22 protein-coding genes and 1 tRNA gene are annotated in these 25536 nt (G+C 67.1%); 15 read left to right on the top strand and 8 right to left on the bottom strand.

Going from position 1 to position 25536, the window contains the following annotated elements; translation table 11 throughout:
- Positions 1–40: 40 nt before the first annotated feature.
- Both AB0I82_RS23735 and AB0I82_RS23740 read right to left on the bottom strand, forming a co-directional pair.
- Positions 41–490 (bottom strand): DoxX family protein, encoded by a 450-nt coding sequence (locus AB0I82_RS23735; RefSeq protein WP_363259353.1) that lies wholly within the window; start codon positions 488–490, stop codon positions 41–43.
- A gap of 269 nt (positions 491–759) precedes the next feature.
- Entirely contained in the window at positions 760–1119 is a 360-nt protein-coding gene (locus AB0I82_RS23740; protein WP_363259354.1) for a hypothetical protein, read from the bottom strand.
- A 705-nt stretch (positions 1120–1824) separates the two neighbouring features.
- On the opposite strand from AB0I82_RS23740, the gene AB0I82_RS23745 reads away from it, so the two are divergent.
- Positions 1825–3039 (top strand): amidohydrolase family protein, encoded by a 1215-nt coding sequence (locus tag AB0I82_RS23745; protein ID WP_363259355.1) that lies wholly within the window; start codon positions 1825–1827, stop codon positions 3037–3039.
- 81 nt (positions 3040–3120) lie between these two features.
- Here AB0I82_RS23745 and AB0I82_RS23750 read toward each other — a convergent pair whose 3' ends face one another.
- A complete protein-coding gene (locus AB0I82_RS23750; protein WP_363259356.1) occupies positions 3121–3909 on the bottom strand; it encodes a GntR family transcriptional regulator in 789 nt (262 codons plus the stop codon).
- Between the two features lie 570 nt (positions 3910–4479).
- Here AB0I82_RS23750 and AB0I82_RS23755 point away from each other — a divergent pair.
- The 3 genes from AB0I82_RS23755 (at position 4480) to AB0I82_RS23765 (ending at position 7008) form a co-directional block, all read left to right on the top strand.
- On the top strand, positions 4480–5238 hold the full coding sequence (locus AB0I82_RS23755) for a GntR family transcriptional regulator (RefSeq protein ID WP_363259357.1): 759 nt from the start codon (positions 4480–4482) through the stop codon (positions 5236–5238).
- 39 nt (positions 5239–5277) lie between these two features.
- Positions 5278–6201, top strand: coding sequence for an FkbM family methyltransferase (locus tag AB0I82_RS23760; RefSeq protein ID WP_363259358.1), 924 nt, complete (start codon positions 5278–5280; stop codon positions 6199–6201).
- Between the two features lie 609 nt (positions 6202–6810).
- Positions 6811–7008 (top strand): hypothetical protein, encoded by a 198-nt coding sequence (locus AB0I82_RS23765; protein WP_363259359.1) that lies wholly within the window; start codon positions 6811–6813, stop codon positions 7006–7008.
- Between the two features lie 665 nt (positions 7009–7673).
- Here AB0I82_RS23765 and AB0I82_RS23770 read toward each other — a convergent pair.
- Together AB0I82_RS23770 and AB0I82_RS23775 are read right to left on the bottom strand one after the other, a co-directional pair.
- Positions 7674–8429, bottom strand: coding sequence for a glycosyltransferase family 2 protein (locus AB0I82_RS23770; protein WP_363259648.1), 756 nt, complete (start codon positions 8427–8429; stop codon positions 7674–7676).
- A 2-nt stretch (positions 8430–8431) separates the two neighbouring features.
- Positions 8432–9220: a GntR family transcriptional regulator gene (locus tag AB0I82_RS23775; protein WP_363259360.1), complete on the bottom strand. Its 789-nt coding sequence runs from the start codon at positions 9218–9220 to the stop codon at positions 8432–8434.
- A 461-nt stretch (positions 9221–9681) separates the two neighbouring features.
- On the opposite strand from AB0I82_RS23775, the gene AB0I82_RS23780 reads away from it, so the two are divergent.
- The 11 genes from AB0I82_RS23780 to AB0I82_RS23830 all read left to right on the top strand — a co-directional run bounded on the left by AB0I82_RS23780 (position 9682) and on the right by AB0I82_RS23830 (position 20341).
- On the top strand, positions 9682–9981 hold the full coding sequence (locus tag AB0I82_RS23780) for a hypothetical protein (RefSeq protein WP_363259361.1): 300 nt from the start codon (positions 9682–9684) through the stop codon (positions 9979–9981).
- Complete coding sequence (locus tag AB0I82_RS23785) at positions 9981–10226, top strand: hypothetical protein (RefSeq protein ID WP_363259362.1); 246 nt, start codon at positions 9981–9983, stop codon at positions 10224–10226. The genes AB0I82_RS23780 and AB0I82_RS23785 overlap by 1 nt, the downstream gene beginning before the upstream one ends.
- A 202-nt stretch (positions 10227–10428) precedes the next feature.
- On the top strand, positions 10429–11499 hold the full coding sequence (locus AB0I82_RS23790; protein ID WP_363259363.1) for a hypothetical protein: 1071 nt from the start codon (positions 10429–10431) through the stop codon (positions 11497–11499).
- A gap of 89 nt (positions 11500–11588) precedes the next feature.
- Positions 11589–13778 carry a cell division protein FtsK gene (locus AB0I82_RS23795; protein WP_363259364.1) on the top strand — a complete coding sequence of 730 codons (2190 nt, stop codon included), beginning with the start codon at positions 11589–11591 and terminating at the stop codon, positions 13776–13778.
- A gap of 140 nt (positions 13779–13918) precedes the next feature.
- Complete coding sequence (locus AB0I82_RS23800; RefSeq protein ID WP_363259365.1) at positions 13919–14170, top strand: hypothetical protein; 252 nt, start codon at positions 13919–13921, stop codon at positions 14168–14170.
- Between the two features lie 32 nt (positions 14171–14202).
- Positions 14203–14391 carry a hypothetical protein gene (locus tag AB0I82_RS23805; RefSeq protein WP_030260061.1) on the top strand — a complete coding sequence of 63 codons (189 nt, stop codon included), beginning with the start codon at positions 14203–14205 and terminating at the stop codon, positions 14389–14391.
- Between the two features lie 9 nt (positions 14392–14400).
- Complete coding sequence (locus tag AB0I82_RS23810; RefSeq protein WP_363259367.1) at positions 14401–14784, top strand: hypothetical protein; 384 nt, start codon at positions 14401–14403, stop codon at positions 14782–14784.
- Positions 14785–14879: 95 nt separating this feature from the next.
- Positions 14880–16679, top strand: coding sequence for a DnaB-like helicase N-terminal domain-containing protein (locus AB0I82_RS23815; RefSeq protein ID WP_363259368.1), 1800 nt, complete (start codon positions 14880–14882; stop codon positions 16677–16679).
- 235 nt (positions 16680–16914) lie between these two features.
- Entirely contained in the window at positions 16915–17097 is a 183-nt protein-coding gene (locus AB0I82_RS23820) for a helix-turn-helix domain-containing protein (protein ID WP_363259369.1), read from the top strand.
- 53 nt (positions 17098–17150) lie between these two features.
- Entirely contained in the window at positions 17151–18563 is a 1413-nt protein-coding gene (locus AB0I82_RS23825; RefSeq protein WP_363259370.1) for a tyrosine-type recombinase/integrase, read from the top strand.
- 1223 nt (positions 18564–19786) lie between these two features.
- A complete protein-coding gene (locus AB0I82_RS23830) occupies positions 19787–20341 on the top strand; it encodes a hypothetical protein (RefSeq protein ID WP_363259371.1) in 555 nt (184 codons plus the stop codon).
- 804 nt (positions 20342–21145) lie between these two features.
- Here the strand turns inward: AB0I82_RS23830 and AB0I82_RS23835 are convergent.
- From AB0I82_RS23835 to AB0I82_RS23845, 3 genes are all read right to left on the bottom strand, one after another.
- Positions 21146–22324, bottom strand: a complete 1179-nt coding sequence (locus AB0I82_RS23835) for a protein kinase family protein (RefSeq protein WP_363259372.1) — start codon at positions 22322–22324, stop codon at positions 21146–21148.
- A 695-nt stretch (positions 22325–23019) separates the two neighbouring features.
- Positions 23020–23109, bottom strand: a tRNA-Ser gene (locus AB0I82_RS23840).
- A gap of 384 nt (positions 23110–23493) precedes the next feature.
- Positions 23494–25332 (bottom strand): trypsin-like peptidase domain-containing protein, encoded by a 1839-nt coding sequence (locus tag AB0I82_RS23845; RefSeq protein ID WP_363259373.1) that lies wholly within the window; start codon positions 25330–25332, stop codon positions 23494–23496.
- Between the last annotated feature and the right edge of the window lie 204 nt (positions 25333–25536).

The raw sequence follows: 25536 nt of genomic DNA on the forward strand, positions 1-25536 counted from the left end.
GCTGCCCGGGCGCCAGGCCAGGCTCTTCGCAGGGCACGGCCTATACAAACAGGCCGATGACGCTGTCGAGTGACCAGGACTGCCAGCTCACGGTGAACAGAGCCACTGCCGAGATCAGCGCCATCATCAGGTTTTGTCCCAGCTCGGCCCAGTCGTGGATCATGAGCACGAAGTAGATCAGGTTCAGGACGAAGCCGGCGATGAGCGCGACGGGCGTCAAGAAGCCGACAATGAGGCCAAGGCCCAGGGCGAGCTCGGCGTAGGCAACGACGTACGCCATGAGGCGCGGGTGGGGTTTGACCAGGCCGTCGAAAGTGCGTCTTACGAAGGGCCAGCGGTGCTTGTCCGCAACGCCGGCCGCCCACTTGATGCCGCCGCCCTTGAACCATTCCTTCTTGTCCTTGTGGCGCCAGCTCTCCAGCCACCACAGGCCGAGACCGATACGCAGCACGGCGAGCCATTCGGCTCCGCTCAGCCAGATTGTTTGCATCGCGTGCTCCTCTCTCACACTCGGGACCGTCAGTCGCACCTGACGGCCCGTCAGTTTCGATGGGCTGGCGATCGCTGCACAAGAGGGCGTCATCGCCCAATCTGGGCTGGGGCACGCGAACGGCCCGGCTCGCCGTACGCAGGTGTACGGCGAGCCGGGCCGGGGCCGAGGGCAAGGGGGGCGTGGTGGATGCGCCCCGTACCGCCGTCAAAAGCTGGCGGGGCAGTCAGCGGGAAGGCGGGGCGGCGGGCGCGCCGCTCCGGCGCAGGTCACCCGAAGGCGCCCGCCGGCAGAGATGGGCCGTCGCCCTCCTCGCCCGTTGCCTGCCTCCCGGCCTCCTGCACCGAAGCCCGGAGGCGTTCGCCTCGGCTTTCTGCGATGCGGAGTACGTCGACAAGGGATTCGACCAGCCGATCGGCCACGTAGCGGACCTGCTCCGGGGTCACGCTCGGCGCGTTGAAGACTTCGTCGACGTGCTCGATGAGGGCGGCCCCCATGTTGAGCTGTATCGCTTCCATGTTGTCAGCCAGCTGCCACATGTACCCGCTGGTCTCGTCCGTGCTCAGGTAGCAGGGCTTACCGTCCGACCGGACCCACGGAAGCAGCCGGATCCTGTGTGCCTGGCTCACGCTGTCACCTCCGCGCCGTACTCCCACAGGCTCCGCACGTCGATACCTCGTGCGACGAGCCGATGCCACGCTTCCTGCTTCCGCTCGTGGGCGAGTACGTAGGGGCGGACGAGGGGTACGTCCCAGAGGGGATCCACCTGGTGGCCTGACGGCTGATGGCTGGCCTGGGAAGGCCGCGGATTGCGCGGTTGGACGGTACTCCGGAGAGTCGGCTGCCGGTGCTGCCGGCCTTCAAGCGCGGCTCGGTGACGTCCCGGCGCCGGCAGTAAGCAGCGCAGGATCGAAGCGAGGAAGTGGACGCTACGGTGTGACATGACGACCTGCTCTCTCAGGTTGCTCAAGGCCCCCGGACCGGTCGCATCGGTCGCGGGGGCTGTTGGTTTCTGGCGCTCGAAGCGCCCGTACGGAACATCCCAGGGCGAAGGAACACAGGCTCATCGCGGTTCGGGCGCGCGAGGGCGCACCAATGAATCACCAGGTGTGATGACCTACGGTGAATCTAGTTAACTAGCTTAGAGGTTGGGGGAGGGGGTTCGCCACACTCTCGACCCGCCGGGTGTCGCCACTCGCGCGCACCACCTCACGGTGTGCCGCGACAGGAAAAGCCGGTCCTGTCTTGTTGCTTGAAGGCGCGGTCTATACCCTCGGCTCGCGACCTGACGGGCCGTCAGGTCTGATGGCTGGTGACACATCCGGGAGGGTTCGATGGCCAGCGAGGCGAACGGCACCACCGACATACCGATGATCATCAGCGTGGACGACCACGTGATCGAGCCCGCGCACCTCTTCGAGACGTGGCTGCCGGCGAAGTACCGAGACCGCGGGCCCAAGCCGATGACGGCCGGGATCGGTGGGCTGGAGCGGGTGGCGAGCAAGTACCGGTTCACTACGGACCCGGACGGCCCGCTGACCGACTGGTGGGAGTACGAGGGGAACCTCTTCCCGTACAAGCGGATCATTGCGGCCGTCGGCTTCTCGCGCGATGAGATGACCCTCGAAGGCATCACGAGGGAGCAGATGCGTAGGGGCTGCTGGGATCCGAAGGCGCGGATCGAGGACATGGAGGCGAACCACGTCGAGGCATCCCTCTGCTTTCCGACCTTCCCGCGCTTCTGCGGCCAGACGTTCGCCGAGGCGCGCGACCTGGAGGTGGGACTCGCGTGCGTCCGGGCGTACAACGACTGGATGGTGGAGGAGTGGTGCGGTGACAGCGGTGGGCGCCTGATCCCGCTCTGCCTCATCCCACTCTGGGATGTCGACCTCGCTGTACAGGAGATTCGCAGGAACGCTGCGCGGGGCGTGCGGGCGGTGACCTTCAGCGAGATCCCCACGTACCTCGGGCTGCCGAGTATTCACTCGGGCTACTGGAACCCGTTCTTCGCCACTTGCGAGGAGACCGGCACGGTGGTGTGCATGCACATCGGCTCGTCGTCGCAGATGCCTGCCGCTTCGCCGGACGCGCCGCCAGCGGTCGAGGCGTCGCTCAGCTTCAACAACGCGATGGCCTCGATGATGGACTTCCTGTTCAGCGGGGTGCTGGTGAAGTTCCCCAGGCTGAAGCTCGCGTACGCGGAGGGGCAGATGGGCTGGATCCCGTACGCCCTGGAGCGCGCGGACGATGTGTGGGAGGAACACCGGGCCTGGGGCGGGGTTCGGGACCTGATCCCGGATCCGCCGTCGACGTACTACTACCGGCAGATCTTCTGCTGCTTCTTCCGCGACAAGCACGGGGTCGCCTCGCTCGAATCCGTCGGCGTCGACAACGCGACCTTCGAGACCGACTATCCGCACGTGGACTCGACCTGGCCGCATACGGAGCAGGTGGCCGCAGAGCATGTCGTCGGCCTCCCGCCGGACGTGACGTACAAGCTGCTGCGCGGGAACGCGATCCGGATGCTCGATCTCGACTTCGACCGGTAAGGGGAGCGCAGAAAGGAGCGGCCGTACCGATCGGCGGGGATCGGTACGGCCGCCATTGCTACGGGTCGGGAGAGGATCGCGTCAGCAGATCGTGCAGGCAGCTGCCACAGGCGTCGTGTACACGGCCGCGACGCGGTCGCCGGACATCAGTAAGTCCGCGACCTCCACGACTTGGCCCTGAACGTCGATGGACGTGCGCTGGATGGCTATGACGGAGACGCCGGGGACGACGCCCAGGTGTATGGCCTCCTCGGCGCTCGGCGGCCGCGCGGTGAGCCGTTCCACGACGTAGTCGAGCTTGATGCCTGCGTTGGCGAGCCAGCCCTGGTAGGCGTCGCCCCAAGGGAAGTCGTCGCTGACGGGCGCGACGGGCACCACGGGGGCTGCCGCCACCATGTCGTACAGCAAGTACGAGCGCACGAGAGTGCACGGCTTGTCGTCCTTCGGGCGCTGACCCCGGTGGGTGAATTCCAGCAGCCGTGTCCCTGGGGGCACCTCCATCCGAGTCGCGACGTCTCCGGACGCCTTCATCTCGCAGCAAGTGACCGAGACCGTGAGGTCAGCGGCAGGGCCGGAAACCCATCTGCCGTGATCATCGGCGCGCTTGTTGAGCGTCCCCGCCGGCGACTGCCGGTCGTTGGCGTACTCGATCTGAGGAACTACGGCACGGACGAAGTTCCCGCGGCCGTGCTGCTTCTCGATCAAACCCTCGCTCTGCAGGACGCCGAGCGCCTGGCGTACTGTCGGCGCGCCCACTCGGTACTCGTTGGCCAGAGCGCTTTCCGAAGGCAGGCGGGCCCCCGCGGTGAGGGCGCCTTCTTGGATCTGCCGACGGAGGTCCGCAGCGATCTGCTCGTACCGACTAGCCATTCAAGATCACCGTTTCCTCGCTCGGGTTCAATGGGCAGCACCTGCTGACGCTGTCGCTGTCGATCGGCCGCGGGTCCGGTCAATGCGCCCGCCGTCGAGTCGGGGCATGCGGTCGCACGGTGGCCGTGATGGCTCTGCCGTTCATGTAGTGCGCTCCCTTATCGCTGATCTCCCGCCGCTGGGCCGGTCCGGCCGTCGCGGAGTTTCGGGGACTCATGGGTGATTCGCGGCTGCTCGGTATCGGGGCTCGCTCGCCTCGGCGGCACTGCCCAGACGACGGCCCATGCGGTGAGCCCCTCCGCGTCGCTGTCGAGGCCGAACCGGTCGGCGCGCTCTAATGCCGCGAGCAGAGCGCGCCAGCTCGCCTCGGACGGAGCTTCCGGTACTCGCACTTCGACCCGGATGCGGCCGGTGCGCCGAGTCATCCGAGGCTCGTACTGGGCGGCCGTCAGCCGTGCCGCGATGTCCTGCGCTCGGGATGCAGGTGCAGGCACGGCTCCTCCGTCGCAACGCGATAACCAAGCGTGAAGCTGGTTAACTAGCTTAGAGCTAGTGGACTAGATTTACCACATGCCTGAGCAGCCGCCTTACCTCACCGTCGCCGACCGCCTCCGGCAGCGCATCGCCAGCGGTGAGTGGTCGCCCGGGGACCGGCTGCCTTCCCGATCGCAGATCGGCAGCGAGTACCAGGTGGGCGAGAACGTCGTCCGGCGCGCGCAGGAACTCCTCATCGCGCAGGGCCTACTTGAAGGGCGCGCGGGCTCCGGCACCTACGTGGCTGAACCTCGCGACCGGCTCCGCATGGTCCGGTCGTGGTGCCGCGAACAGCGCGACGGATCGCCGTTCCGGGCGGACATGACGGGGCTCGGGAAACGGGGCACCTGGGAGCATCGCACCGAGGCAAAGGTGCCGGCGCCGGCGGACATCGCCGCTCGACTCGGGATCTCCGAGGGCGACCTGTGCGTCCGTACAGAGTACGAGTTCCTGGCCGACGGGAAGCCGGTGCAGCTGTCGACCAGCTGGGAGCCGTACAGCATCACGGGCGGCACGATCGTGGTGCTTCCCGAGGGCGGACCGCACGCCGGCCGCGGGGTCGTTGAGCGCATGGCGGAGATCGGCGTGGTGATCACGCATGTGGTCGAGCAGCCGGAACCGCGGAAGGCCACCAACGCGGAAGCGCACCTTCTGGGAGTCTCGAAGAACTCCTTGGTCACGCACATCCAGCGCACGTACATGGCGGAAGACGGCCGACCGGTGGAAACCGCGGACATCGTCATCCCCGCTGCGCACTGCGAGGTCGTGTACGAGATCCCCATCGATCGCGTGTGAGTCCGATACGCCGAGAACTGCTCAAACTCGGGAGCCGGTGTGACTGCTGTACTTCCTCAGTTCAAGCGGGGCCTTGCACGCTGGTACGTGCGCTACGCCCCCGGCACCCTCGGCAAGGCGGCGTTGCTCGACAGCTACCTGAATGCTGAGCTGCGCGACAATCCCGTGCGGCGCAAGACGCGGACCCGCTTCGGCGACACCTTCACCACGGACACGCAGGACCTCATCCAACGGTACGTCTACCTCTTCGGCGTCTGGGAGCCACACCTGACGGGCTGGCTTGAGAGCCGACTGAAGCCAGGCGACGTCTTCGTGGATGTCGGAGCCAACATCGGCTACTACAGCCTGCTCGCTTCGCACCTCGTCGGCGACAGCGGCAAGGTCGTGGCCATCGAGGCGTCTCCAACCTTCCACAAGATCCTGGCAGCGCAGGCCGCCACCAATCACTGCGACAATCTGCGCGCCGTGAACGCCGCGATCTCCGACCACGAGGAGATCCTGACCTTCACCCTCGCGAGCTCGCGCAACATGGGCGCGAACAGCATCGTCCCGTACGGCGGCGAAGCGGAGTCCACGTTCGAGGCGGAAGCCCGACCGCTCGCTGACGTGCTGACATCGGACGAGGTAGCTCGCGCCCGAGTCATCAAGATCGACGTAGAGGGCGCCGAGGGCGCGGTCGTTCGCGGCATGGAGCCCATCCTGAACAAGCTCCGCCCCGACGCCGAGCTAGCCATAGAGGTCACCCCACAGCGCATGGCCGAGCTGGGCTTCTCCGCCGACGAGCTGCTGGAGACCTTCACGAGCCGCGGCTACAACGTGTACCGCCTGGCAAACGACTACGCGGCGAGCAGCTATCCGGCTGCTCTGCGACGTGGCGCCATGGCACCTGTCCGGTGGCGTGGACCGGTCACCGAGGAGAGCGAGCTGGTCTTTTCGCGGGTGGATGCCGAAGAGCTGAGGTAGACGAGGCGGGCCAAGCCTGCAGATACCCATGGCCAACTCGCGGCACAAGAAGCCAGAGAACGAACGGCGCTACTTTTCCCACCTCGGCGGGGTGACGGCGGGTGCGTCACCGGCCTGCAAGCGCTGAGCCCAACACCGGGGCCCAATGGGCTCACTGCCGGGCATGAGCAGTACACACGATGATGCCGTGGCACCACCATGCTGCACGTCGACGGTAAGTTCGGCGGTCTGCTGGCGGCCCAGAGTCACATGTAGACGGTGAAGCCGGGCGAGACGTTGGCCTGGGAAGAGCAGGGGCGCGATAGCGGGAGTACGGCGTCCGACAATGCGGCGTCTACCTGCAGGAATGGCTGGCCGACGACGAATCGCGAACACCCCTATGCCAACAGTGGCGCACGTCACATCAGTTTTTTTGAAGTCACGAACCTGGTTGATGAACCGGGGAGTTAGGCCACACGCGGGCGATGCAACCGCCACAGACGCACTCAACTTCCCTGTAATCTCAGACTCGTTCCTCCGAACGTCCTGCGGCGCGCCCCGCAGGGGCGGCTGGCCCCATCCCGGGCGGTCTCCCTGCCAGGTGCACCGACGACCAGAGGAGGACCAGGAATGCCGACCGGTTCCGAAGACGGCGACGCGGCGCAGAGCGGCGAGCAGGACGACTCGCAGCCTGACGCCGAGGAGACGTCACAGGACCGGGAGGACCGCACCAACGAGTACAAGCGGATCGCCATCGAAGCTGCGGTGAACCTTGCCGTGACCTTCCTCGGTGGCCTCGCCGTCGAAGTGCTCTCAAAGCTCGTCTAAACGAGCTGCGGCCCCAGGTGCTGCAACACCCAAGGCCGCATAGCGGTCACTCCTGATGTACGGCCCCGTCCGCCTCACAAGCCAAGGCGGGGCCGTACGACACTCAGCGAAGCACCGAGTCCCCTCTGCAGGCCAGACCTATATGGCCTAGGCCATTCTCTAACACATGATGTGGGCGTCTAGGAGTGGCACAACCATAACGCGCTGACACGCGACGTGTCATGCAGTCCTCGTCGGCGTCCGGCCCACGCAGGGGGTGCAAGCCACCGGACAGCTCACCAGATTGCCGACTTTTCGGGTGCCGCCCCTCGCTCATCTGGAGACACTCCACCGACCATCAGTAGCCGGTGTCAAGAAGCCCCACGAATATGCAGGGCGGTAAGGAAGGAAAGGTCGATAAGCCTATTGACCTGCAAGAATGTTAGGTCGACAAGGGGAACGGTTACAGGGGCGTTTACTCCAAGCGCGCTGGGTTCCTGGCTTATCGAGCTCCAGCCGCCACCCTTGCCACACCCATGAACCCCCTGGCCAGAGGGCTTATCGACCTTGCTGCCCTTATCGCTACGCCCGCTCACATCCATCGCTCCGACAGGGCCAGCCCCACGCAGAACGGCTGTGCCGGGCGAGACGTGTCTCACCGGGCACAGCCGTCGGTTTGCTGCCAATCAGCCCTCGTGACGCCAATTCGTCATCGCAGCAAGCGCCCGAGCCCGAGCCTGCACAACCGCGAACCGCGCCTCGCGCTCCCCCTCGTCGGTGTGCGCCGCCTGGCTCGTGACCTGCCCCGGCCACTTCCGGTACAGCAGTCCCGTCTCCGCGGAGAACCAGCCGCGGCTCACTGCGCTCAGCGCCAGCAGCAGGCCCGTGTCCTCCGAAGCCGGCAGGGCCATCCAGCCGCCGAGGGCCAGGAGGAGGTCGTGGCGGATGCACAGCGTGGCTGGGTGCACCTGGGCGCGGAAGTTGTGCGCCTCCCAGTGCTCCAGCACGGCGCCGCGCTCGATCACACCCTCCGGCGGGTCCTGGTCGAAGCCGACGGTCGAGCCGTCGGGCATCAGGTCGAGGACGCGGGCCGTTGCCCAGCCGATCGACGGGTCGCTGGTCAGAGCACGCAGGTCGCGGGCGAGGGCGCCGTGGGCGAGCATGTCGTCCGCGTCGAGGACCTTGATGTACTCGCCCTTCGCGCGCGAGAGCCCGAGAGTGCGGGCCATCGCGGCGCGACCGTGGCGGCCCTGGCCGAAGCTGATGCGCGGATCGTCGGGGACGTGCGGACGGACCTCGTCCGTCTCTCCGTCCTCCTGGATCACCCACTGCCAGTCCCAGCCGTCGGGCAGCTCCTGCTCCGTCAGCGACTTGTAAGCGTCGGCGAGGAACTTGGCGGCCGGCGGGTGGACGGCCGTCATGACCGTGATGACGTTCGGCATCGTCACCACCGGTCCAGGGGCGTCGTGAAGACCAGCTCAGTGACGTCGCCGGGCATGATCACGTCGGAGACCTCCACCACCCGGTCACCGGTATCGATGGAGATCTTTCGGAGAACGAACACTGAGACGCCCTTCTGGAGGCCGAGCTCCTCGGCCTCCTCTGCAGTCGGAGGCCGGGCGGTGATCCGCTCCACGATGCGGTCCAGCTCGATGCCGACCGTGAGCAGCTGATTCTGCGTGCCCCCGGGCCACGGCTCATTGGTGTGGTCGAGGAGGTCGGGGTTCGAGGAGACCGCGTCGTAGAGAAGGTGCGAGCAGACGAGGCTGAACGGCGCGTCTCCCTCGCGGGGGAAGGTCCGGTACTCCCGTTCCAGCAGGCGCGTGCCGACCGGCACGGAGAAGACCGCCGCCAGGTCCTCGTCGGCTTTCACTTCCCGATAGGTGGCCTTGAAGGCGAGATCGGAGACGGTGAGACCGGTGTCGTGCTCGGTCGAGCCGGTCTTCGCGCGCTCTTCGTGCACGAGGCGGGCCCGGTCCTTCTCCCACTGGTGGCGCTCGTTCGTGCGTTCCACCCGTGGTCGCGGCTTGCGAACGAAGTTGCCGATCCCGTGCCGCTTGTCGATCAGCCCCTCGGCGAGCAGCTCGCGCAGCGCGTCGCGCATCGTCGGGACGCTGGTCCGGTACTTCTCAGCAAGCTTGGTCTCGGACTGCAGCTTCTCCCCTGGCTTGAGCTGACCTGCACGAATGTCCTGGCGCAGCGCGTCAGCGATCTGCTCGTACTTCTTGGCCATGGAGTGCTCACCGTCCCTGTTGGTTGGACGGATTCAGCATAAGTCCTCAAGAGGAGTTGACGACATCGGGAGCGGTGATCTACGTTCTCAGCAACTCCTAAAGAGGAGTTGAGGACAAGAGGTCTTTATGACTCTTGTCAGTCGAGCCTGCCTGAAACCGCGGAAGGCGACCACGTCGCACGCCGAGGACGGCAGGAAGAGGTTGCTGCTTGAGAACTGAATGGCACGGCGCCTGGCAAGCAAGACCGTGCCCTGACCAGTGGCTTTAGTGATCGGCGCCGCCCCTGGGGGTGGCGCCGACCGCCACGGCCGCTCGTCTCCGACGAACGGTTGCCGCACCTGCTCGCGCAGCTCAGCGGCTTGCTCAGCGCATATCTGCCGGGCCGGCGGTACTCCCGTGCAAAGGACATCGCCGCCGCCCCGTGCCTCCCTGTCCACTCATGTCAGACCAGGAGAGCGCCATGAACTTCGCGATCGACTGCTTCGACCTCGGCTTCGACTTCGACGAGCCGATGGAGCCGAGCATCGGCACGCCGCCCGAGCTGTGGCTCGGTGTACCGGGCGAGTCCGAGGAAGAGCGCACGGCTCGCCTGCAGGCGGCCAGCGACATCCTCGCGGACGAGCCGGAGCTGATGGATCTCGTTACGCGCATGACCGTCGCGGCGATCGAGGCGGACATGCCCTATCTCTTCGCTGCCCACCTCGCGAGCCGGTCCTCCGCCGGCCGCAGCACTCGCCCCCTCTCGGAAGGAATCGCCTGATGAACGGCTACTTCGACTACGACGAGTACGACTTCGCCGAGGACTACGACTTCAGCCCCGTCGACGCTCCGCAGTCGGAGAGCACCGGTACGTGCGACGGGTGCCGGCTGCTGCCGGGCGAGTCGGTGACCGTGGGCGGGCTGACCGTGGTGTGCGCCTGCTGGATGGGCCAGGGCGCCTCCGAGGAGGCGTGCCACTGCGGGCCCGAGGAGGGAGACGCGGCAGGTGACGAAATCCCCGACTGAGCCCTCGACCCCGTCGCCGACCCGCGGACCGGCGACGGAGCAAGAAGCCGCGGCCGCCCGCAAGGCGATTCAGCAGCTGGAGCAGGTCGGACAACTCGTGACCCGCTCCCTGCTGGTCCTCGGCTTCGGGGCGTTGGTGTTCACCTGCATCAACGTCACGAGGTTCGCCATCAAGCACGACGTACCGGGCTGGGTCGCGTGGATGCTCGACCCGCTGGCGTCCCTGGCCCTGCTGACCGTGTTGTACGTCGATGGAGTCCTGGCCGAGCAGGGCGGCTACCGACCGAGCGGCTGGCCGTTCATGCTCCGGTGGTTCGCCGGCCTTTCCACCTGGATCATGAACTGCTGGCAAAGCCTGTACCCGGACGGCGACTTCCGCATCATCCCCGCACACGCGGACGCCGGCGGGCTGTTGCTCCACTCCGTGGCGCCGTTCCTCCTCATCACCTTGGCCGAAGCGTCGGCCGGGTACCGCACGTACCTCGCGCGCAAGACCGCGGAGCATCGGCGCACGATCACGGCGCACCAGGAGGCGATCGCCGCCGAGCGCAACGCACTCGCCCAGCGGGCTCGCGAAGAGCGCGAACGCGCTGAGGCAGAAGAACGAGAGCAGGCTCGCGAACAGGCCCACTTGGAACGCGAACGGGCGCGGCGCAAGGCCGAACGCGAGGAACGCGAACACGCCGCGCGCCTCGCCCGTGAGGCCCGGCAGGCAGAAATCGAGAAAGCTCGCGAACTGGACCGGATCGCTCGCGAGAAGGAGGAACGAGCCGCCCGGCACGAGGCGGAGCGGCTCCGTACCCAGGCGGAAATCGAGGCCGCCGAGCGCGATCGGGAAGCCGAACGCGAACGGCTCCGGATCAAGGCAGAAGCCGAGGCCAGAGCCCACGAGGAGAACGAGCGGGCCAAGCGTGAGGCCGCCGCCCAGCGCCGTGCCCGCTCCCAGACCGAGCGGGTGAAGCAGGGCCGACCCTCCTCAGAAAGTTCCTCGAAAGCCGAGCGCATCCATGCCTCGCTTTCTGACGGCCGCGCCTCGAACAGTGAGGGGCGTATCCCTCGCGAAGTGCGCGCGGCTCAGCGCGAGAAGGCCGAACGCGAGGCCGCCGCGGCCCTCCTGGACAACCGCACCCCGGACCCCGTCGAGCTCGCGAAGCCTTACGGCCTCGGCGAGACGTGGGGCGGTGATCGCGTCCGTGCCGCCCGCCGACGACTGGCCGAAGAGGACGGCTTCGAGGACGTGGTCATCGCGTCGGTGCTCGAACTCAGCGCCTGAACTACTCGCTACACGAAAAGCACAGGGCCCGGCCGCCCACCTCCTACAGCGACGGCCGGGCCCTGCTCCTCCCTCAGGAAGGACCGCCATTGAAGCACTCTGATGATGACGACGAACTGTTCCAGCGGCTCGAAGCCGAGATGAGCGACGGCGCCGGCGCGGACGTGGTCGACCTGGGCAAGGCGCGCGAAGCCCGGGTGGCCGGGTCGCCCGACACCGCCGCCGAACCGGCAGGCCCCACGTCTGCCGCCGGCCCTGGTGCCGCCGTACTGGTCGACGGCCCCGGCCCGGCCGGGCCCGGCTTCCTGACGCGGCTGGCGGGCGCGAAGCGTCGGCCCGTACTGCCCGATTGGCTGCGCTCCCGTCAGGAGCTGACCACGGCCGTGAAGTGGGTGGCCGGACACTACGGCCACCTGACCGGCTACCACTCCGTCCGCACCCCGATCTACGTCACGCGACTCGCCCTCCAGTCGCCCCGCGGCACAGCCCGCTTCCTGGCCGGGACGATGCGGTGGGTTGCCGACAAGGAGGGTGAGCCGGTCCGGCTGGCTGCGGTGCGGCGGGAGGACGCGACCGAGTACCTCAAGCTCTCCCGGCAGCGCGACGGCCGCGTCCGGCTGCGCACCCTCGTCGCGCTTCTCGGCTCCCTGGTCGGCCTCGGTACGGCTCTCGCCTTGTACGTGCTGGCGCCCGGGTGGCTGCAGGCCGTCTCCCTCGGTGCCCTGGTACTGGCGTTGGGGGCGGCCGGCACCGAAGCGGACGCCCCGGTCATCACCCGCGCCGTCGAGACGTCCAAGGCGCCGAAGCTCACCAGCGACATCGTGCTCCGCGCGCTGGGGGCCTTGGGCATCCCGGCCATCAACCAGGCGCAGTCCAAGGGCCGGGACGGCTTCGCCTTCACCGCCCCCATCACCCGCGACGGCCCCGGGTGGCGCGCGGAGGGGGATCTGCCGTACGGGGTGACGGTCACCGACGTCATCGACCGTCGCGAGAAGCTGGCTTCTGGCCTGCGGCGCCCGCTGGGTTGTGTCTGGCCTGAGGCGGTGCCGGATGAGCACACCGGCCGGCTCGTGCTGTGGGTTGGCGATCAGGACATGTCCAAGGCCAAGAAGCCCAAGTGGCCGCTGTTGAGCGGCGGCAGCGTGGACCTGTTCAAGCCCGTGCCCTTCGGCACGGATCCGCGTGGCCGCTGGGTCGAGGTCACGCTGATGTACATCGCGGGGATCATCGGCGCCATCCCGCGCATGGGCAAGACCTTCCTGCTCCGCCTGCTGCTGCTGATCGCGGCGCTGGATCCGCGGGCGGAACTGCACACCTACGACATGAAGGGCACCGGCGACCTGGACCCGGTCGGCGACCGCGTCTCCCACCGCCACGGCGCCGGCGACGACGATGAGGTCATCGAGTACGCGATCCGCGACTTCCGCGAACTGCGGCAGGAGTTGCGGCGGCGCACCAAGATGATCCGCTCGCTGCCGCGGGACATCTGCCCGGAGTCGAAGGTGACCAGCGAACTGGCCGACAAGAAGGAGCTCGGCCTGCACCCCATCGTGGTCGGGGTGGATGAGTGCCAGGTCCTCTTCGAACATCCCAAGTACAAGGACGAGTTCGAGGAGATCGCCACCGACCTGGTCAAGCGCGGCCCGGCCACCGGGATCGTGCTGCTGCTCGCGACCCAGCGTCCGGATGCCAAGGCCCTGCCCACCGGCATCAGCGCGAACGCCTCGGCCCGTTGGTGCCTGAAGGTGATGGGCCAGCTGGAGAACGACATGGTGCTGGGCACCTCCGCCTACAAGCGCGGGGTGCGGGCCACGATGTTCTCCTGGGCCGACAAGGGCGTGCACTACTTCGTCGGCGAAGGCGCGGACGCCCGCATCGTGGCCTCCACTTACGTCGACAGCGTCGGCGCGGACAACATCGCGCTCCGGGCCCGCAAGGCCCGCGAGGACGCCAGCACCCTCTCCGGACACGCGCTCGGCGAGGAGCCGGAAACCGCCGTGGCCGCCTACGACCTGCTCCGGGACCTGCTCGGCGTCATCCCGGTCGAGGAAGCCAAGGTCTGGAGCGAGACGGTCGTGGCCCGCCTGGCGGAGCTGCGGCCCGACGTCTACGGCGAGTGGGCCGCCGAACAGCTCACCGCCGCGCTCAAGCCGTACGGCATCGAGACCGTCCAGATCGGCCGCCGGATCAACGGCAAGGTCGTCAACCGGCGCGGCCTCGAACGCGCCCACATCACCGCCGCAGTCGCGGAACGTGACGGAAACCGCGACGCCGGATGACGCTCCGGGGCCGCTGGCGCTAGCAGCAACCCTCGCTAACGTTAGCGGCCCCGCTAGCACCCGATTCCCACCCTGACCAGGCTGCTAGCGGATAGCGGCCTCCTTCGAGCGTGCCCTGAAAACGCCAGAAAGGCCCCGCGATGACCCTCACCTCAGCTGCTATCACGCTCTTCACCGGCTACACGCTGTGTTACGCCGCGCTCTGCGCGGTCAGCCCGTTCGGCAACTGCCGCAAGTGCCGTGGCTTCGGCTTCCAGCTCAAGAAGGACCGGAAGGGCCGCCTGCGGCCGGGCAAGCTCTGCCGCCGCTGCCACGGCGACCGCAAGCGCATACGGGTCGGCCGTCACCTCTTCAACGTCGCGTCCCGCATCCACCGCACCGGCACCCGCTGACCTTCACCTCTCATCCCACAGAGGAGGCCCTCGTGGCTGTCACCGTCTCCCTCGTCGCCCTGTTCGGTCTCGTCCTGATCTTCCTGCTGCGCTCCAAGACCCTTGGCTACGGCTCCGCCTTCATCGCCGTGATGTTCGGCTTCTACCTCGCCTCCACCGGCATCGCCCACCAGGTCAACCAGCTCACCGCAGCAGTCGTCGACGCCGTCCACAACCTGTAGGGACCGCCTGTGCACGAACCCACCACGTCCATCGATGCGTACGCCGCAGCCCCGCATCTCCTCGCCGAAATGACCTGGGTCACCGGCCAGGTCGCCACCCACGCTTCCGGCATGCGGCTGAGTCGGGAGTTCTGGCTCCGTAAGGCCGCGCTGCTGGACCGGCTCGCCCTTCGTGAGGCCGAGGAGGAGGGCATGCCCGAGGCCATGGCGGAGGCCGACACCCTGGCCGCCAGGGCGGCTCACCGGCTTGCTCAGTACGACCGGGAACGCGGTGGCGGGCCGTTCGCCACGAGCAACGGCCCGATCCCGCCCGATTCCTCGCTGTGGGACCCGAGCTACCGGCCGTACGTACGCCAGGAGTGCGCGGCCTGGCGGCGGATAACCGCGGCCTGACTCTGAATGCGCCGAGGCGGCGGCACTCCCGTGCAAGGACACGCCGCCGCCTCGGTTCTCCCTGCCGTCCGAAGACAGAACAGGAGACACCCATCATGTCACCTGAGGCCGCACCGGCACCGTACGACAATGTGCGGTCTCTCCACGGCGACCTCGCCCCCCTGGCCGGCTCCAAGCCGCCCCAGGACCTCGAAGCCGAACAGTCCGCGTTGGGCGCCATGCTGCTCTCCGCTCAGGCCATCGCGGATGTGATCGAAACGATGGACCCCGGCGACTACTACCGGCCCGCGCACGAGACGATCCACCGCGCGATCTGCGACCTGTACGACCGCGGGCAGTCCTCCGACCCGATCACCGTTGCTGACCATCTCAGCAAGCGCGGAGACCTGGGCAAGGTCGGTGGAGCGTTCTACCTCCACACCCTCGTCCAGGCCGTGCCGACCGCGGCCAACGCCGAGTACTACGCGGAGATCGTGCGGGAGAAGGCCGAACGCCGCCGCCTGATCGAAGCCGGTACACGTCTCGTACAGGCGGCTTCCGCCCCGGACACCGACGCTGACGAGCTCCGCGCCACGGTGCTGCGGCAGATCACCGAGCTGACCGCACGCCCCACCGAGCCGTCCGACGAGGACGCGGCACCCAGCGGACCGCCCAATCCGCTGTACGACCGACGGCCGGGCCTCCACCGCCCGCACCGGCCGGGGCCAACCCCGCACCCCGACGTCTTCTGCGGGTGGCTGGGCGATACGGTCCGCGAGCTGGACCCCACCACCGAGGCTGACCCCATCGCGGTACTGGCCAACCTGCTCTCCGCGGCCGGAGCAGTCATCGGCCGACGCCCGCACCTGATGATCGGCAACGACCGGCACCCCACCCTGATCTGGGCCCTGACCATCGGCCCCACGTCGTCGGGCCGTAAGGGGTCGGCGACCTCGACCGCCCGGCGCGTGCTGGCCGAGGCCCTGCCGGACTTCTTCGGCCCCGAGCACACCCCGCGCGGACTGAACTCCGGGGAGGGGCTGATCGAGTACGTCAAGGACGACGACAGTGACGACGCCTCGCACGCCAGCATCGACAAACGGCTGTGGGTGCTGGAGTCGGAGTACGCGGTCACCATGAGCCGCGGTCGCCGCGAAGGCAGTTCGTTGCCCGGCGTGTTGCGGCAGGCATGGGATGGTGACTCCCTCGGCTCGATGGTCCGCGACTCGCTCAAGGCCACGGATCCGCACATCGCGATCCTGGGGCACATCACGCCGGAGGAGTTCCGGGCCAAGATGCAGGACTCGGAGATGGCGGGCGGCACGTACAACCGCTTTCTACCGATGTTCTGCCACCGGAATCTGATCCTGCCGGGCTCGCGGGGCGCCAGCCCGGAACTGGTCTCCAATCTCGCCTCCGGCTGGCGAACCGTCCTCGCCGACGCGGCCCGCGTCGACCAGGTGCAGTTCAGCCCGGACGCCTGGGACTTGTACTGCGAAGAGGTCTACCCGGCGCTCAGCGACGACTCGGCCGGCGGCGTCATCGCCCAGTTCACCGCGCGGGCCGCCCCGTACGTCCAGCGGGTGGCCATGGTCTACGCCCTGTGCGACCACACCAACACCATCTCCGAAACCCACATGCGCGCCGCCTGGCGGCTCCTCAACTACGCCCGCGCCTCCGCCGTCCACCTCCTCGGCGATACCACCGGCGACCCGAAGGTCAACAAGCTCGCCGAGGCGGTCCGCGCCGCCGGCCCCGACGGTCTCACCGCCGACCGCATCCGGCGCCTGTTCAAGAACACCACGCGAGCGGAGCGGGACCGGCTGGTCGCCGAGCTACTCGACCTGCCGGGTTACAGCCGCTTCCAAAAGCCCACGGGCGGTCGTCCTACGACCGTCGTGACCTACGCGGGCTGAGCGCGGTAAGCGAGAAAAGGCCGCTAACCCCACTGACCTGCGCAGACATCGGCACGGTAAGAGGAGCGGTTGGCGGGGCGACAAGCCAGCCATCCGGCGGCCTCGGACTTATCGCCCGGCTTGCCGCACCCCTTACCGACCCGGTGAAAGCCCAGGTCAGGCGGCTTACCACCCCTACCGCTCTTTCCACCCACCCCGGCCCCTGCCACCCCCTCGCACGAAGAGGAGCACTGACATGCCCAAGGCCGAAATGCTCAAGCTCCGCGAAGTACTCGAAGAGATCGACATGAGCCGCGCGGCCTTCTACCGGATGCGCGCCCGCGGCAACGGCCCGAGGATGCTCAAGCTCCCGAATGGCCAGCTCCGATGCCGCCGGCGTGACCTGGACGCCTGGTTCGCCACCTGCGAAGCCGCCTGACTCACACGCCACCACCAAAGGGGCCTGCCTGGCAGCGGCAGGCCCCTTTCCTCATGAAGGAGGCAACACTGCATACCTACGACGTGCGGGTCTGGGGCATCCGGAAGCGCAACAGCAAGAGTGCCCCGTTCCAGCTCCGTTGGGTGGTCGGCGGGCATCCGCATCAGCAGCCGTTCACCACAAAGACCCTGGCCGACGGCCGCCGGTCGGAGCTAATGGCCGCTGTACGCAACGGCGAGCAGTTTGACACCGAGACGGGGCTCCCGCTCTCCGAGCTGCGCGAGATGAACTCACCAACTTGGTATGAGCACGCCTGCGCGTACGCCCTCATGAAGTGGCCCAACTCGGCGGCGAAGCACCGGGCCAATATCGCCGAAGCAATGGCCAATGTGACGGCGGTGCTGGTCTCGTCGGCCAAGGGAGCGCCGGATGCCAAGACGCTCAGGATGGCGCTTCGAGGGTGGGCATTCCAGATGGTTCGGGACGACGCCGGCGAGCTGGCGCCCCGGAAGGGCGTAGAGACGCCGCCTGACGACATCGCTCGCGCCCTCGCATGGGTCGCAGGGGCCTCGCTCAAGGTCGTAGACGTGGCCCAGTCGGAGAACCTGCGACGCGCCCTCAATGCCGTCTCGCTGAAGCTGGATGGCAAGCGCGCCGCGGACAACACGATCCGCCGAAAGCGCACGGCCCTGAGCAACGCGCTCCGCTACGCCGTGGAACGTGAGTTGCTCACGAAGCATCCGCTCTCCGCAATCGACTGGAACCCACCGCCGACGGATGGTGAAGTCGATTTCGAGTACGTCCCCGAGCCGCAGCAGGCACGGCAACTCCTCCAGGCCGTTCAGGAACAGGGGGCGCGCGGTGAGCATCTGTACGCCTTCTTCGGGTGCTTGTACTACGCGGCCATGCGCCCCTCGGAGATCGCGACCCTCAAAAAGCACAACTGCAAATTGCCCCAGACTGGGTGGGGCGAGCTGGTCCTCGCGAACAGCCGGCCGGAGGTCGGTTCGGGCTGGACGGACGACGGCAAGTCGTACGAGGAGCGTGGCCTCAAGCGCCGGGCGCGCCGGGCGACGCGCCCCGTGCCGATCCCGCCCGTCCTCGTGCAGATGCTGCGGGCGCACATCGAGCGGTACGGCACCACGTCTGACGGGCGGCTCTTCCAGGCCGTGCGCCATGGCCGTGTGCGATCCACCGAGTACACCGACATGTGGAAGGAGGCCAGGAAGAAGGCCCTCACCCCGGAAGAGGTGAAGACTCCTTTGGCAGACGTGCCGTACTCGCTACGGCACGCCGGCGTCTCTCTCTGGATCAAGGCAGGCGTAGACCCCGTCGAAGTAGCCCGGCGGGCCGGCCACAGCGTCGCCGTCCTGTGGAAGTTCTACGCGAAGATCCTCCGCGGCCAGGAACAGAAGTCGAACCAGCTCATCGACGAAGCCCTAAATGACTCTGCCCCTACGGAATAGAGCGCTTCCTTGCTGTGCGGCACACGCACTCGACAACGACGGGTAGACGACTCGGCACGATGGCCACGCAACACGTAGGGGCGAGGCACCCGGTCAACTGGGTGCCTCGCCCCTACGTGCATCCAAGATGGGCTGACATCATTAGCCCAATCGACCACCGCTTTAGGAGTTCACTCGGCTGCCTGCGGGCTCGTGAGCCGCACCGGTCCGGGACTGCGGTGAACTGCCCGGGCCTACTGTCGTCTGCCGCTGTTGATGTCAGCTACGGATGTCAGCCGGCGCCGTTCACCTAACCCTCGGTGCGGATGCAGCCATTGCAGAAGACCTCCGCCGATACCGCCCATCGGCTACCGCACCGCCGTGATCACTGCAGCGATACCAACGAGGAGGGTCCCCACACCAGTCATGAGCGAGGCCAATCTACCTATGGTGAACCGTGTCATTCCGTTAGGGTCGCGCTCAGCAGGGGTGATGGATGGTTCCATGACGCTCCTTCTTTGATGCGTCTCCGAGAGAGGCGTTCAGAGCCCCGTCCGGGTCTGGCGAGACAATGCGGACGGGGCTCTTTCTGGCCACGGAAGGTATCAGCAACGCCCTTGACTGCGGTTGCCTAGCAACCCGTTTCGGCTCTCGCCGCCTTTTCGAGCTGCAGCGGAACGACGGCGAATCGACCAAAGGGCGCGAGGCTCTCACCTGTGGTTTTCCGCTCCGAGATGCACCGTGAAGCGGTCTGAGTGCGTCGTAGTAGCGTCTGAGTGCGTCGTAGTCGCGTCTGATGCGTCGTGGTCACTTCGAGTGCGTCGCCGGTCGGGCAGGACCGCCAAAAAGCGCAGACCATATCCACGCATACAGGACACCCGCCCAAACGGCGATTGGCTTGATTTCGGTGCCGAGTGCAGTGATCTTGAAAGCTGTCGCGGTGCCAATGTCATCGCGGGTTCAAATCCCACAGGCTCCACTGCTGAATGACATCTGACCAGCGAGTTTGGTTGGAGACCTTCTTGGGCATGCCCTGCGGCGTGCCGCTGTTCACCGGTGAGCGAGCTTGGGTGAGCAGAGGTGCAAGATCGAGGTTCCTGCCTTCGTCAATCGCTGGCCGCCTGCCGGGCGCGGTCCGCGGTTTCCCGCGAACCCCGCCCTCCGTGGCACGTTCGGTCACCCGTGCTGAACAGCGTCGGTCGAAGTACTACCGCTAGACACCGGGTACCAGGTTGAATGCTGCGATGGCGGAGCAATGGAGTGTGTTAGTAGGCGCGGGTGGTGCCTTGCTTGGCGTGGCACTCACTGGCGGTTTTACCCTGCTCAAGGGAAGACAGGACAACACAGAGAAGCAACGAGACCGCATAGAACAGCGGCGCGTGGCTCTACGTGAAACCCGCCGCACTACTTACGTCCGGTTTCTGTCTGCGTACCACGAGGTCGACAGTAAATTCCTGGACGCCTGGAAGATCCGACCCGCACTCTTGGGCGCCACTCCCAGTCCGCAATTGCTGGACGTGCTGGCTTCGGCCACAGCCTTGCGTGAGGTACTGACGGAAATAGCGCTCGATGGGCCGCCAGAGGTGTCTGCTGCTGCCTATGACTTGTACGGCGCCGTTTGGGACACGGCGACACTGCTCAATCGGCTCGTCACCGAGCATGCTGATAGCGAGCAACATTTGTTTCGGTTGTCCGACATGGGTGATGGGGAGCGCGAGAGGACGGCTGCACAAGTGCGATTCGTCCAGGCAGCTAGCACAGCCATTGGCGGGAACCTCCCTGGCTTGTTCAGCATGTGAGCTTTAGGGGTGCCTTCAGGAAGTCGAACGACTCGCCACGACGGCGGGTCACTCAGCGAAGGCGCCCACGACGGGATCGACCATATCGCGGCAACTGGTAGCTCCCCCTCAGCCACGTATTGGAGTCCGGTTCGCTCACGCTGGAGCATCCATGACGGTGTCAGTACGGCGGCCTGCCCCATGCCGGCGTTCTCGCCCGGACTGCTCGGCAATCCCCGTCCCCTCCTCCGACGGCTCCAGAAGGGCCTGCCGTGAAGCGCCCGGCCGCCAAGCTGCATGGTGGTCGCTGGCCTGGATCGGCGCCCACGGCAGCAATCGGCGAACCCAAGTGATCGGCACCAGGTAGGCCCGGCAGGGAACGGCACCCCTCCGCGAGAGCCATCGAGTGATTCCCCACCCCCCTTCCCCGACCGTAGGGAGGGGCTTGATGAGGTAGAGAAACCTGTAACAGCTTCCCTCCTCCACCGACCAACGCCGTCTTGTCGTGGCAACGTTACACATGCTGCTCTGACTGCCGTGACTGATCACAGGGAGGCAGGGATGAGGCAGAGAACGAACATCTCGCGCTGAACAAGCCGGGCGTCCCCGTACGTCAGAAGATTCTTGAGCTAGAACCCCACGGGTTGAAGCGCATGATCGCCCGGCTTCCCTCCAAGTACGAGATTCACTCGTGGAGTTCGATCCGTCGTCACTCCAGCTGCTGCTGATGGTCGGTGTGACGGCCAGGCGGGGGCGTTACTGTGCACGCCCGTCCAACACCGTTGATGTCAGCCGTGGATGTCAGAGGGCTTCACCCCCTAAGTGTTATGCCGGAGCGCCCGTTGGCGGCGGGGTGGATTCCAGTCTCTCGACGTCACCAATTAGTTCGCGCACGCTCCCGTACCGATGGGCGACATCATGCGCCGCGCATTTCCGCACGATCTGGCTTGGCGCATCATCTTGGGACATCAGAGCCTCTCTTCCAGTGAAGATATAGGAAAGCACCCAGCCGATCGAGTAGATTTCATTGCGCACGCCGTAGTCCTTGAAGTTCGCCAGGACGGGGTCTCGATAGGTTCCCCGCATCTCTGTCTTCGTTCGTGTGAACTCGGAATGCTTGTCCTTGGCGAGGCCGAAGTCTGACAGCTTTACAAGGACAGCCCCACCGTTGAAGGTCTTCACCAGGACGTTTTGGAGGCTGACGTCGCGGTGAAGCAGACCTTCGCTGTGTATGTAATTGACGCCGTACAGGAATTGCAGCGCAATTCTCTTCCGCGACGAAAAAGGCAACATATTGTTGCGCTTCTTGATGTACTTGCGAAGCGTGGACTCGCAAAACTCCATCAAGTATTCATTGCGAGTTGCGTCGTACTGGAACACCTCAACTATGTACGGAAATCTAAGGCGCTTGAGGATGTCGAATTCTTGCTGGAACCGCTGAAGATCCCGTTCGCTCATGTCCTTGTTGGCGCGCTTGAGGGCGAATTTAACTCCGTAGTCAGGGTCGACGAAGGAAAACACCTTGGCGTACGAGCCTTCCCCTATCAGCTGCAGCTGGGTGCGCTGGCTAGACTTCTTCAATTTTATCTCCGTATCTGAGCGAGAAAAAACTGGCTCGTATTTGATGATTGCAATTTGCTCGAAGTCGTCCGGGATGGTGCTGCCCCCGCTGCGCACCAGCCAAGACTGACACCTCTTTATTGCATCCGAGTAGGACTCCGTGAGGTGCACCTGTATTCCGGCAGACTTGAGAGAATCAAGGAAGTTGGTGACTTCCTTGATGAGTGCGAGCATTTCTCTGCTGCGCTCGGCCCAGTAGTGGCGGGTCGCCTCCGCCCTGTCGTTAATGGATTCGAAATGCTCGTTTAGCTGTTCGTGAAGGCTGGCGAAGGCACGGCCGAATCGAGGGTCATCCACGTATAGACGGAGGAAAGCATTCGAAACTTTCGCATCTGCATAAGAATTCGAGAGATCGGCCAGCATCAATTCGGTAGGGTCAACCATTTCATTATCCTCCAGACGGTTGCTTTTTTGCTCGCCTTCCTCTTTTGGTGCCTAGCCAGGTTAAGGTTCGTTTCGGGCTTGCGGGGTGAGAATCCAGGAAAAGGGCACGGTATGGCGACCTGCTCACGGTCGCCCCAGCTCTCATCCCGCCGCCGTCGCCCCACACGCATGTGGAGCGGGCGTGGCCTGGGTCGACGATGGCGGGGTGGGGCTCCTCGCAACCCCCCACGGATCCGCACCCGGCAGCCCTACCCCCCGGCTTCCGGTGCCGGCCAATGCCCGCCAGAGGCATCGTCTTTGATAGCAAGCTGCGCAGTGCGATCGCCCGATTCACAGCCCGGACCAACACACCTGGCGGTCGTAGACGTAGCGCCCGTAGCGCGGGCCGAAGGCACGAGCGCGGGGGGCGGCGGAGCCGGGAGCCCGCTCGGCGGAGCGGAGCGCAGCAGGTCTTGATGGCCTAGGGAAATTCCGACCCCACCAACGGCGTCCTTCAGGAGCAAAGGCCGAACCAGCCCATCGACGCTGCGCTGGACGATTCTGACACCGCCGAGGGGGAGCCAGCTTGGCCACAGGTTGGCCACACGCGCTGATCAAAGCCGGGATACCGGCGGATCAGGGTGAGACGGGATGAACGCGAAAGGGGTGCCCGGTCGAGTCGGGCACCCCTTCTGGCCTGCAGCTTTGTTGGCCGGTGGCGGAGGCTGTGGGATTTGAACCCACGGTGGCGTTGCCGCCACGACAGTTTTCAAGACTGTTCCCTTAGGCCGCTCGGGCAAGCCTCCCTGCGGCACCTGTCGGCGGCCGGCCGACGGTGACGCGGGGATCAGGGTAGCGCGTCAGCCCGCTCTGTGCGCTGTCCGAGCGTACGGTCGCCGGGATCGGCGGGATCGGCGAGAGTGATGTCCGCGCACGTCAGCGGTCTCCGGACGGTCGGGCGCCCACGTCGGCGTCCTCCCGGTGGGCCGGGCGCGCGTGTCAGCCGCCCCCGGGCCAGCAGGGCAGGGGTGTCAGCCGTCTACCGGCCGGCCGAGCACGCCGACCAGCCAGCTCCCGGCCAGCCGGGCACGCCTGCCAGCCAGCTCCCGGCCAGCCGGGCACGCCTGCCAGTCGCCTCCCGGCAGCAGGGCGCGCCTGTCAGCCGCCTCCCGGCCAGCCGGAGACGCCCGTCAGTTGTCCCCCACGCGTTGGCCCAAGGTGATCTTTGTTGTGTGGGGCTTGCCGGCGCGTTCGTAGGTGAGGGTTACCTTTTCGCCGGGGCGGTGTTGCCAGATTTCGCTGATCAGGGTGGGGCCGCTGTCGATGACTGTGTCGTCGAGCTTGGTGATCTTGTCGCCGGGCTTGAGGCCGGCCTTGTCGGCCGGGCCGTTCGGGGTGACGGCGTCCGTGCCGCCGTTGCCGCGTTGGGCGATCGTCGCGCCGTCGCCGGACTCCCGCATGCCGACCTGTACGCCGATCTGCGGGTAGATCGGCTTGCCCGTACGGATCAGGTCGTCGGCCACCCGCTTGGCCTGGTCGATCGGGATGGCGAAGCCGAGGCCGATGCTGCCGGACTGGCTTCCGCCGCCGAACGGGTCGCTGCCGCCGCTGCCCGCCGACTGGATCGCGGAGTTGATGCCGATCACGTTGCCGGAGGCGTCCATCAGCGGACCGCCGGAGTTGCCCGGGTTGATCGAGGCGTCGGTCTGCAGGGCGCTCATGTACGAGGCGTTGGTGCCGCCGCCGTCGCTGGAGGCGACCGGGCGGTCCTTGGCGCTGACGATGCCGGTGGTGACCGTGCCGGAGAGGCCGTACGGGGCGCCGATGGCGATCGTCGCGTCGCCGACGGCCACGTTGGCGGACTTGCCGAGCGGGAGCGGGGTGAGCTTGGCGTCGTCGGGGTTCTTGAGCTTTATGACGGCGACGTCGTAGCCCTGGGCGCGGCCCACGACCTCGGCGGCGTACTTCTTGCCGTCGGAGAACGTCACCGTGAGCTTGCCGCCGTCCGCGGCGCTCGCCACGACGTGGTTGTTGGTGAGGATGTGGCCCTGCTTGTCGTACACGAAGCCGGTGCCCGTGCCGCCCTCGCCGCCCGCGCCCTGCGCGTCTATGGTCACGACGCTGGGCAGCGCGCGCTGGGCGATGCCGGAGACCGAGGTCGGCTTGCGGTTCAGCGCCTGGGGGTCGCCGGAGGCCGAGACGGTCGTGGAGGCCGTGTCGTCCTGGCCTGCGGCCCAGTAGCCGATGCCGCCGCCGACGCCGCCCGCGACCAGCGCTGCCACCAGTACGGCGGCGATCAGGCCGCCGCGGCGGCGGGGCTTGCCGGCGGGCGGACCGGCCGGGGCACCCCAGCCGCCACCGCCGTACGGGGGCTGCGGCGGGCCGCCCCAGCCGCCCGCGCCGCCACCGTACGGAGCGCCACCGCCGTGCGGTCCGCCGTCACCGGGCGGGACGGGGGGAAAGGCCGCGGTGTGCTGTGGGTCCTGCGACCAGCCGGAGGAGGAAGAGGAGCCGCCGCCCTGCGGACCGGTGCCGGGGCCGGAGCCGCCGCCCTGCGGGCCGGAACCGGAACCGGCGCCCAGCATCGGCTGCACCCCGGCGTCCACGCCGGCGCCCTCGGGCGGCAGAGCGCCAGCGGACGCATCGGCGCTCGGCAGCTGCTTGGTCGCGGGGGCGGACCCGGCCGCCGGCGCAAAGGCCGGCAGAGGTGGTGCGTCCTGCGGCGTGTGCGGAGCCGGCGCGCCGGACGCACGCTCGGCCGAATCCTGCGGCGTATGCGGAGCCGGCGCGCCCGACGCAGGCGCGTCCGCCCCCTGCGCCGTACGCGGAGCCGACCCGCCCGACGCAGGCACAGCCGACCCCTGCGGCGTATGCGGAGCCGGCGCCCCGGACGCAGGTGCGGCCGACCCCTGGGCCCCGGCGGGTGCCTGCGGCTCCGCCTCCGGCGGGACGGCGGCGCCCTCGTTCTCGGTGCTCACAGCTCTCTCCTCAGCTTCCTGACCATTCCGGCCTGATGACAGGGCCGGCATGTTCGAGCGATGCGTGGCGTATCGGCTTGACGGTGACATGTCGGCGTGACGTTATACGGGAGTGTCCGGTTCAAGCCTTTCCCACGGGGCGTCAGGGCACCGTAAGCCGAGGCTGTGACCTTGTCTGCATCCTTTATCCCGGACATTTGCGGCGCATCCCCGGGGAATGCTCCGGGTGCCGACCGGACGGCTTGTCACCGCGCG

It is taken from the genome of Streptomyces sp. NPDC050315 (assembly GCF_040655775.1).
Classification (GTDB): Bacteria; Actinomycetota; Actinomycetes; order Streptomycetales; family Streptomycetaceae; genus Streptomyces.

Coding starts and splice junctions, on each gene's coding strand:
- AB0I82_RS23775 (WP_363259360.1), bottom strand. CDS start 9,220: ATGGCCAAGAAGTACGAGCAGATCGCTGACGCGCTGCGCCAGGACATT.
- AB0I82_RS23745 (WP_363259355.1), top strand. CDS start 1,825: ATGGCCAGCGAGGCGAACGGCACCACCGACATACCGATGATCATCAGC.
- AB0I82_RS23825 (WP_363259370.1), top strand. CDS start 17,151: ATGAAGGAGGCAACACTGCATACCTACGACGTGCGGGTCTGGGGCATC.
- AB0I82_RS23765 (WP_363259359.1), top strand. CDS start 6,811: ATGCCGACCGGTTCCGAAGACGGCGACGCGGCGCAGAGCGGCGAGCAG.
- AB0I82_RS23780 (WP_363259361.1), top strand. CDS start 9,682: ATGAACTTCGCGATCGACTGCTTCGACCTCGGCTTCGACTTCGACGAG.
- AB0I82_RS23815 (WP_363259368.1), top strand. CDS start 14,880: ATGTCACCTGAGGCCGCACCGGCACCGTACGACAATGTGCGGTCTCTC.
- AB0I82_RS23845 (WP_363259373.1), bottom strand. CDS start 25,332: ATGCCGGCCCTGTCATCAGGCCGGAATGGTCAGGAAGCTGAGGAGAGA.
- AB0I82_RS23790 (WP_363259363.1), top strand. CDS start 10,429: ATGCTCGACCCGCTGGCGTCCCTGGCCCTGCTGACCGTGTTGTACGTC.
- AB0I82_RS23785 (WP_363259362.1), top strand. CDS start 9,981: ATGAACGGCTACTTCGACTACGACGAGTACGACTTCGCCGAGGACTAC.
- AB0I82_RS23820 (WP_363259369.1), top strand. CDS start 16,915: ATGCCCAAGGCCGAAATGCTCAAGCTCCGCGAAGTACTCGAAGAGATC.
- AB0I82_RS23750 (WP_363259356.1), bottom strand. CDS start 3,909: ATGGCTAGTCGGTACGAGCAGATCGCTGCGGACCTCCGTCGGCAGATC.
- AB0I82_RS23830 (WP_363259371.1), top strand. CDS start 19,787: ATGGCGGAGCAATGGAGTGTGTTAGTAGGCGCGGGTGGTGCCTTGCTT.
- AB0I82_RS23770 (WP_363259648.1), bottom strand. CDS start 8,429: ATGCCGAACGTCATCACGGTCATGACGGCCGTCCACCCGCCGGCCGCC.
- AB0I82_RS23755 (WP_363259357.1), top strand. CDS start 4,480: ATGCCTGAGCAGCCGCCTTACCTCACCGTCGCCGACCGCCTCCGGCAG.
- AB0I82_RS23800 (WP_363259365.1), top strand. CDS start 13,919: ATGACCCTCACCTCAGCTGCTATCACGCTCTTCACCGGCTACACGCTG.
- AB0I82_RS23735 (WP_363259353.1), bottom strand. CDS start 490: ATGCAAACAATCTGGCTGAGCGGAGCCGAATGGCTCGCCGTGCTGCGT.
- AB0I82_RS23835 (WP_363259372.1), bottom strand. CDS start 22,324: ATGGTTGACCCTACCGAATTGATGCTGGCCGATCTCTCGAATTCTTAT.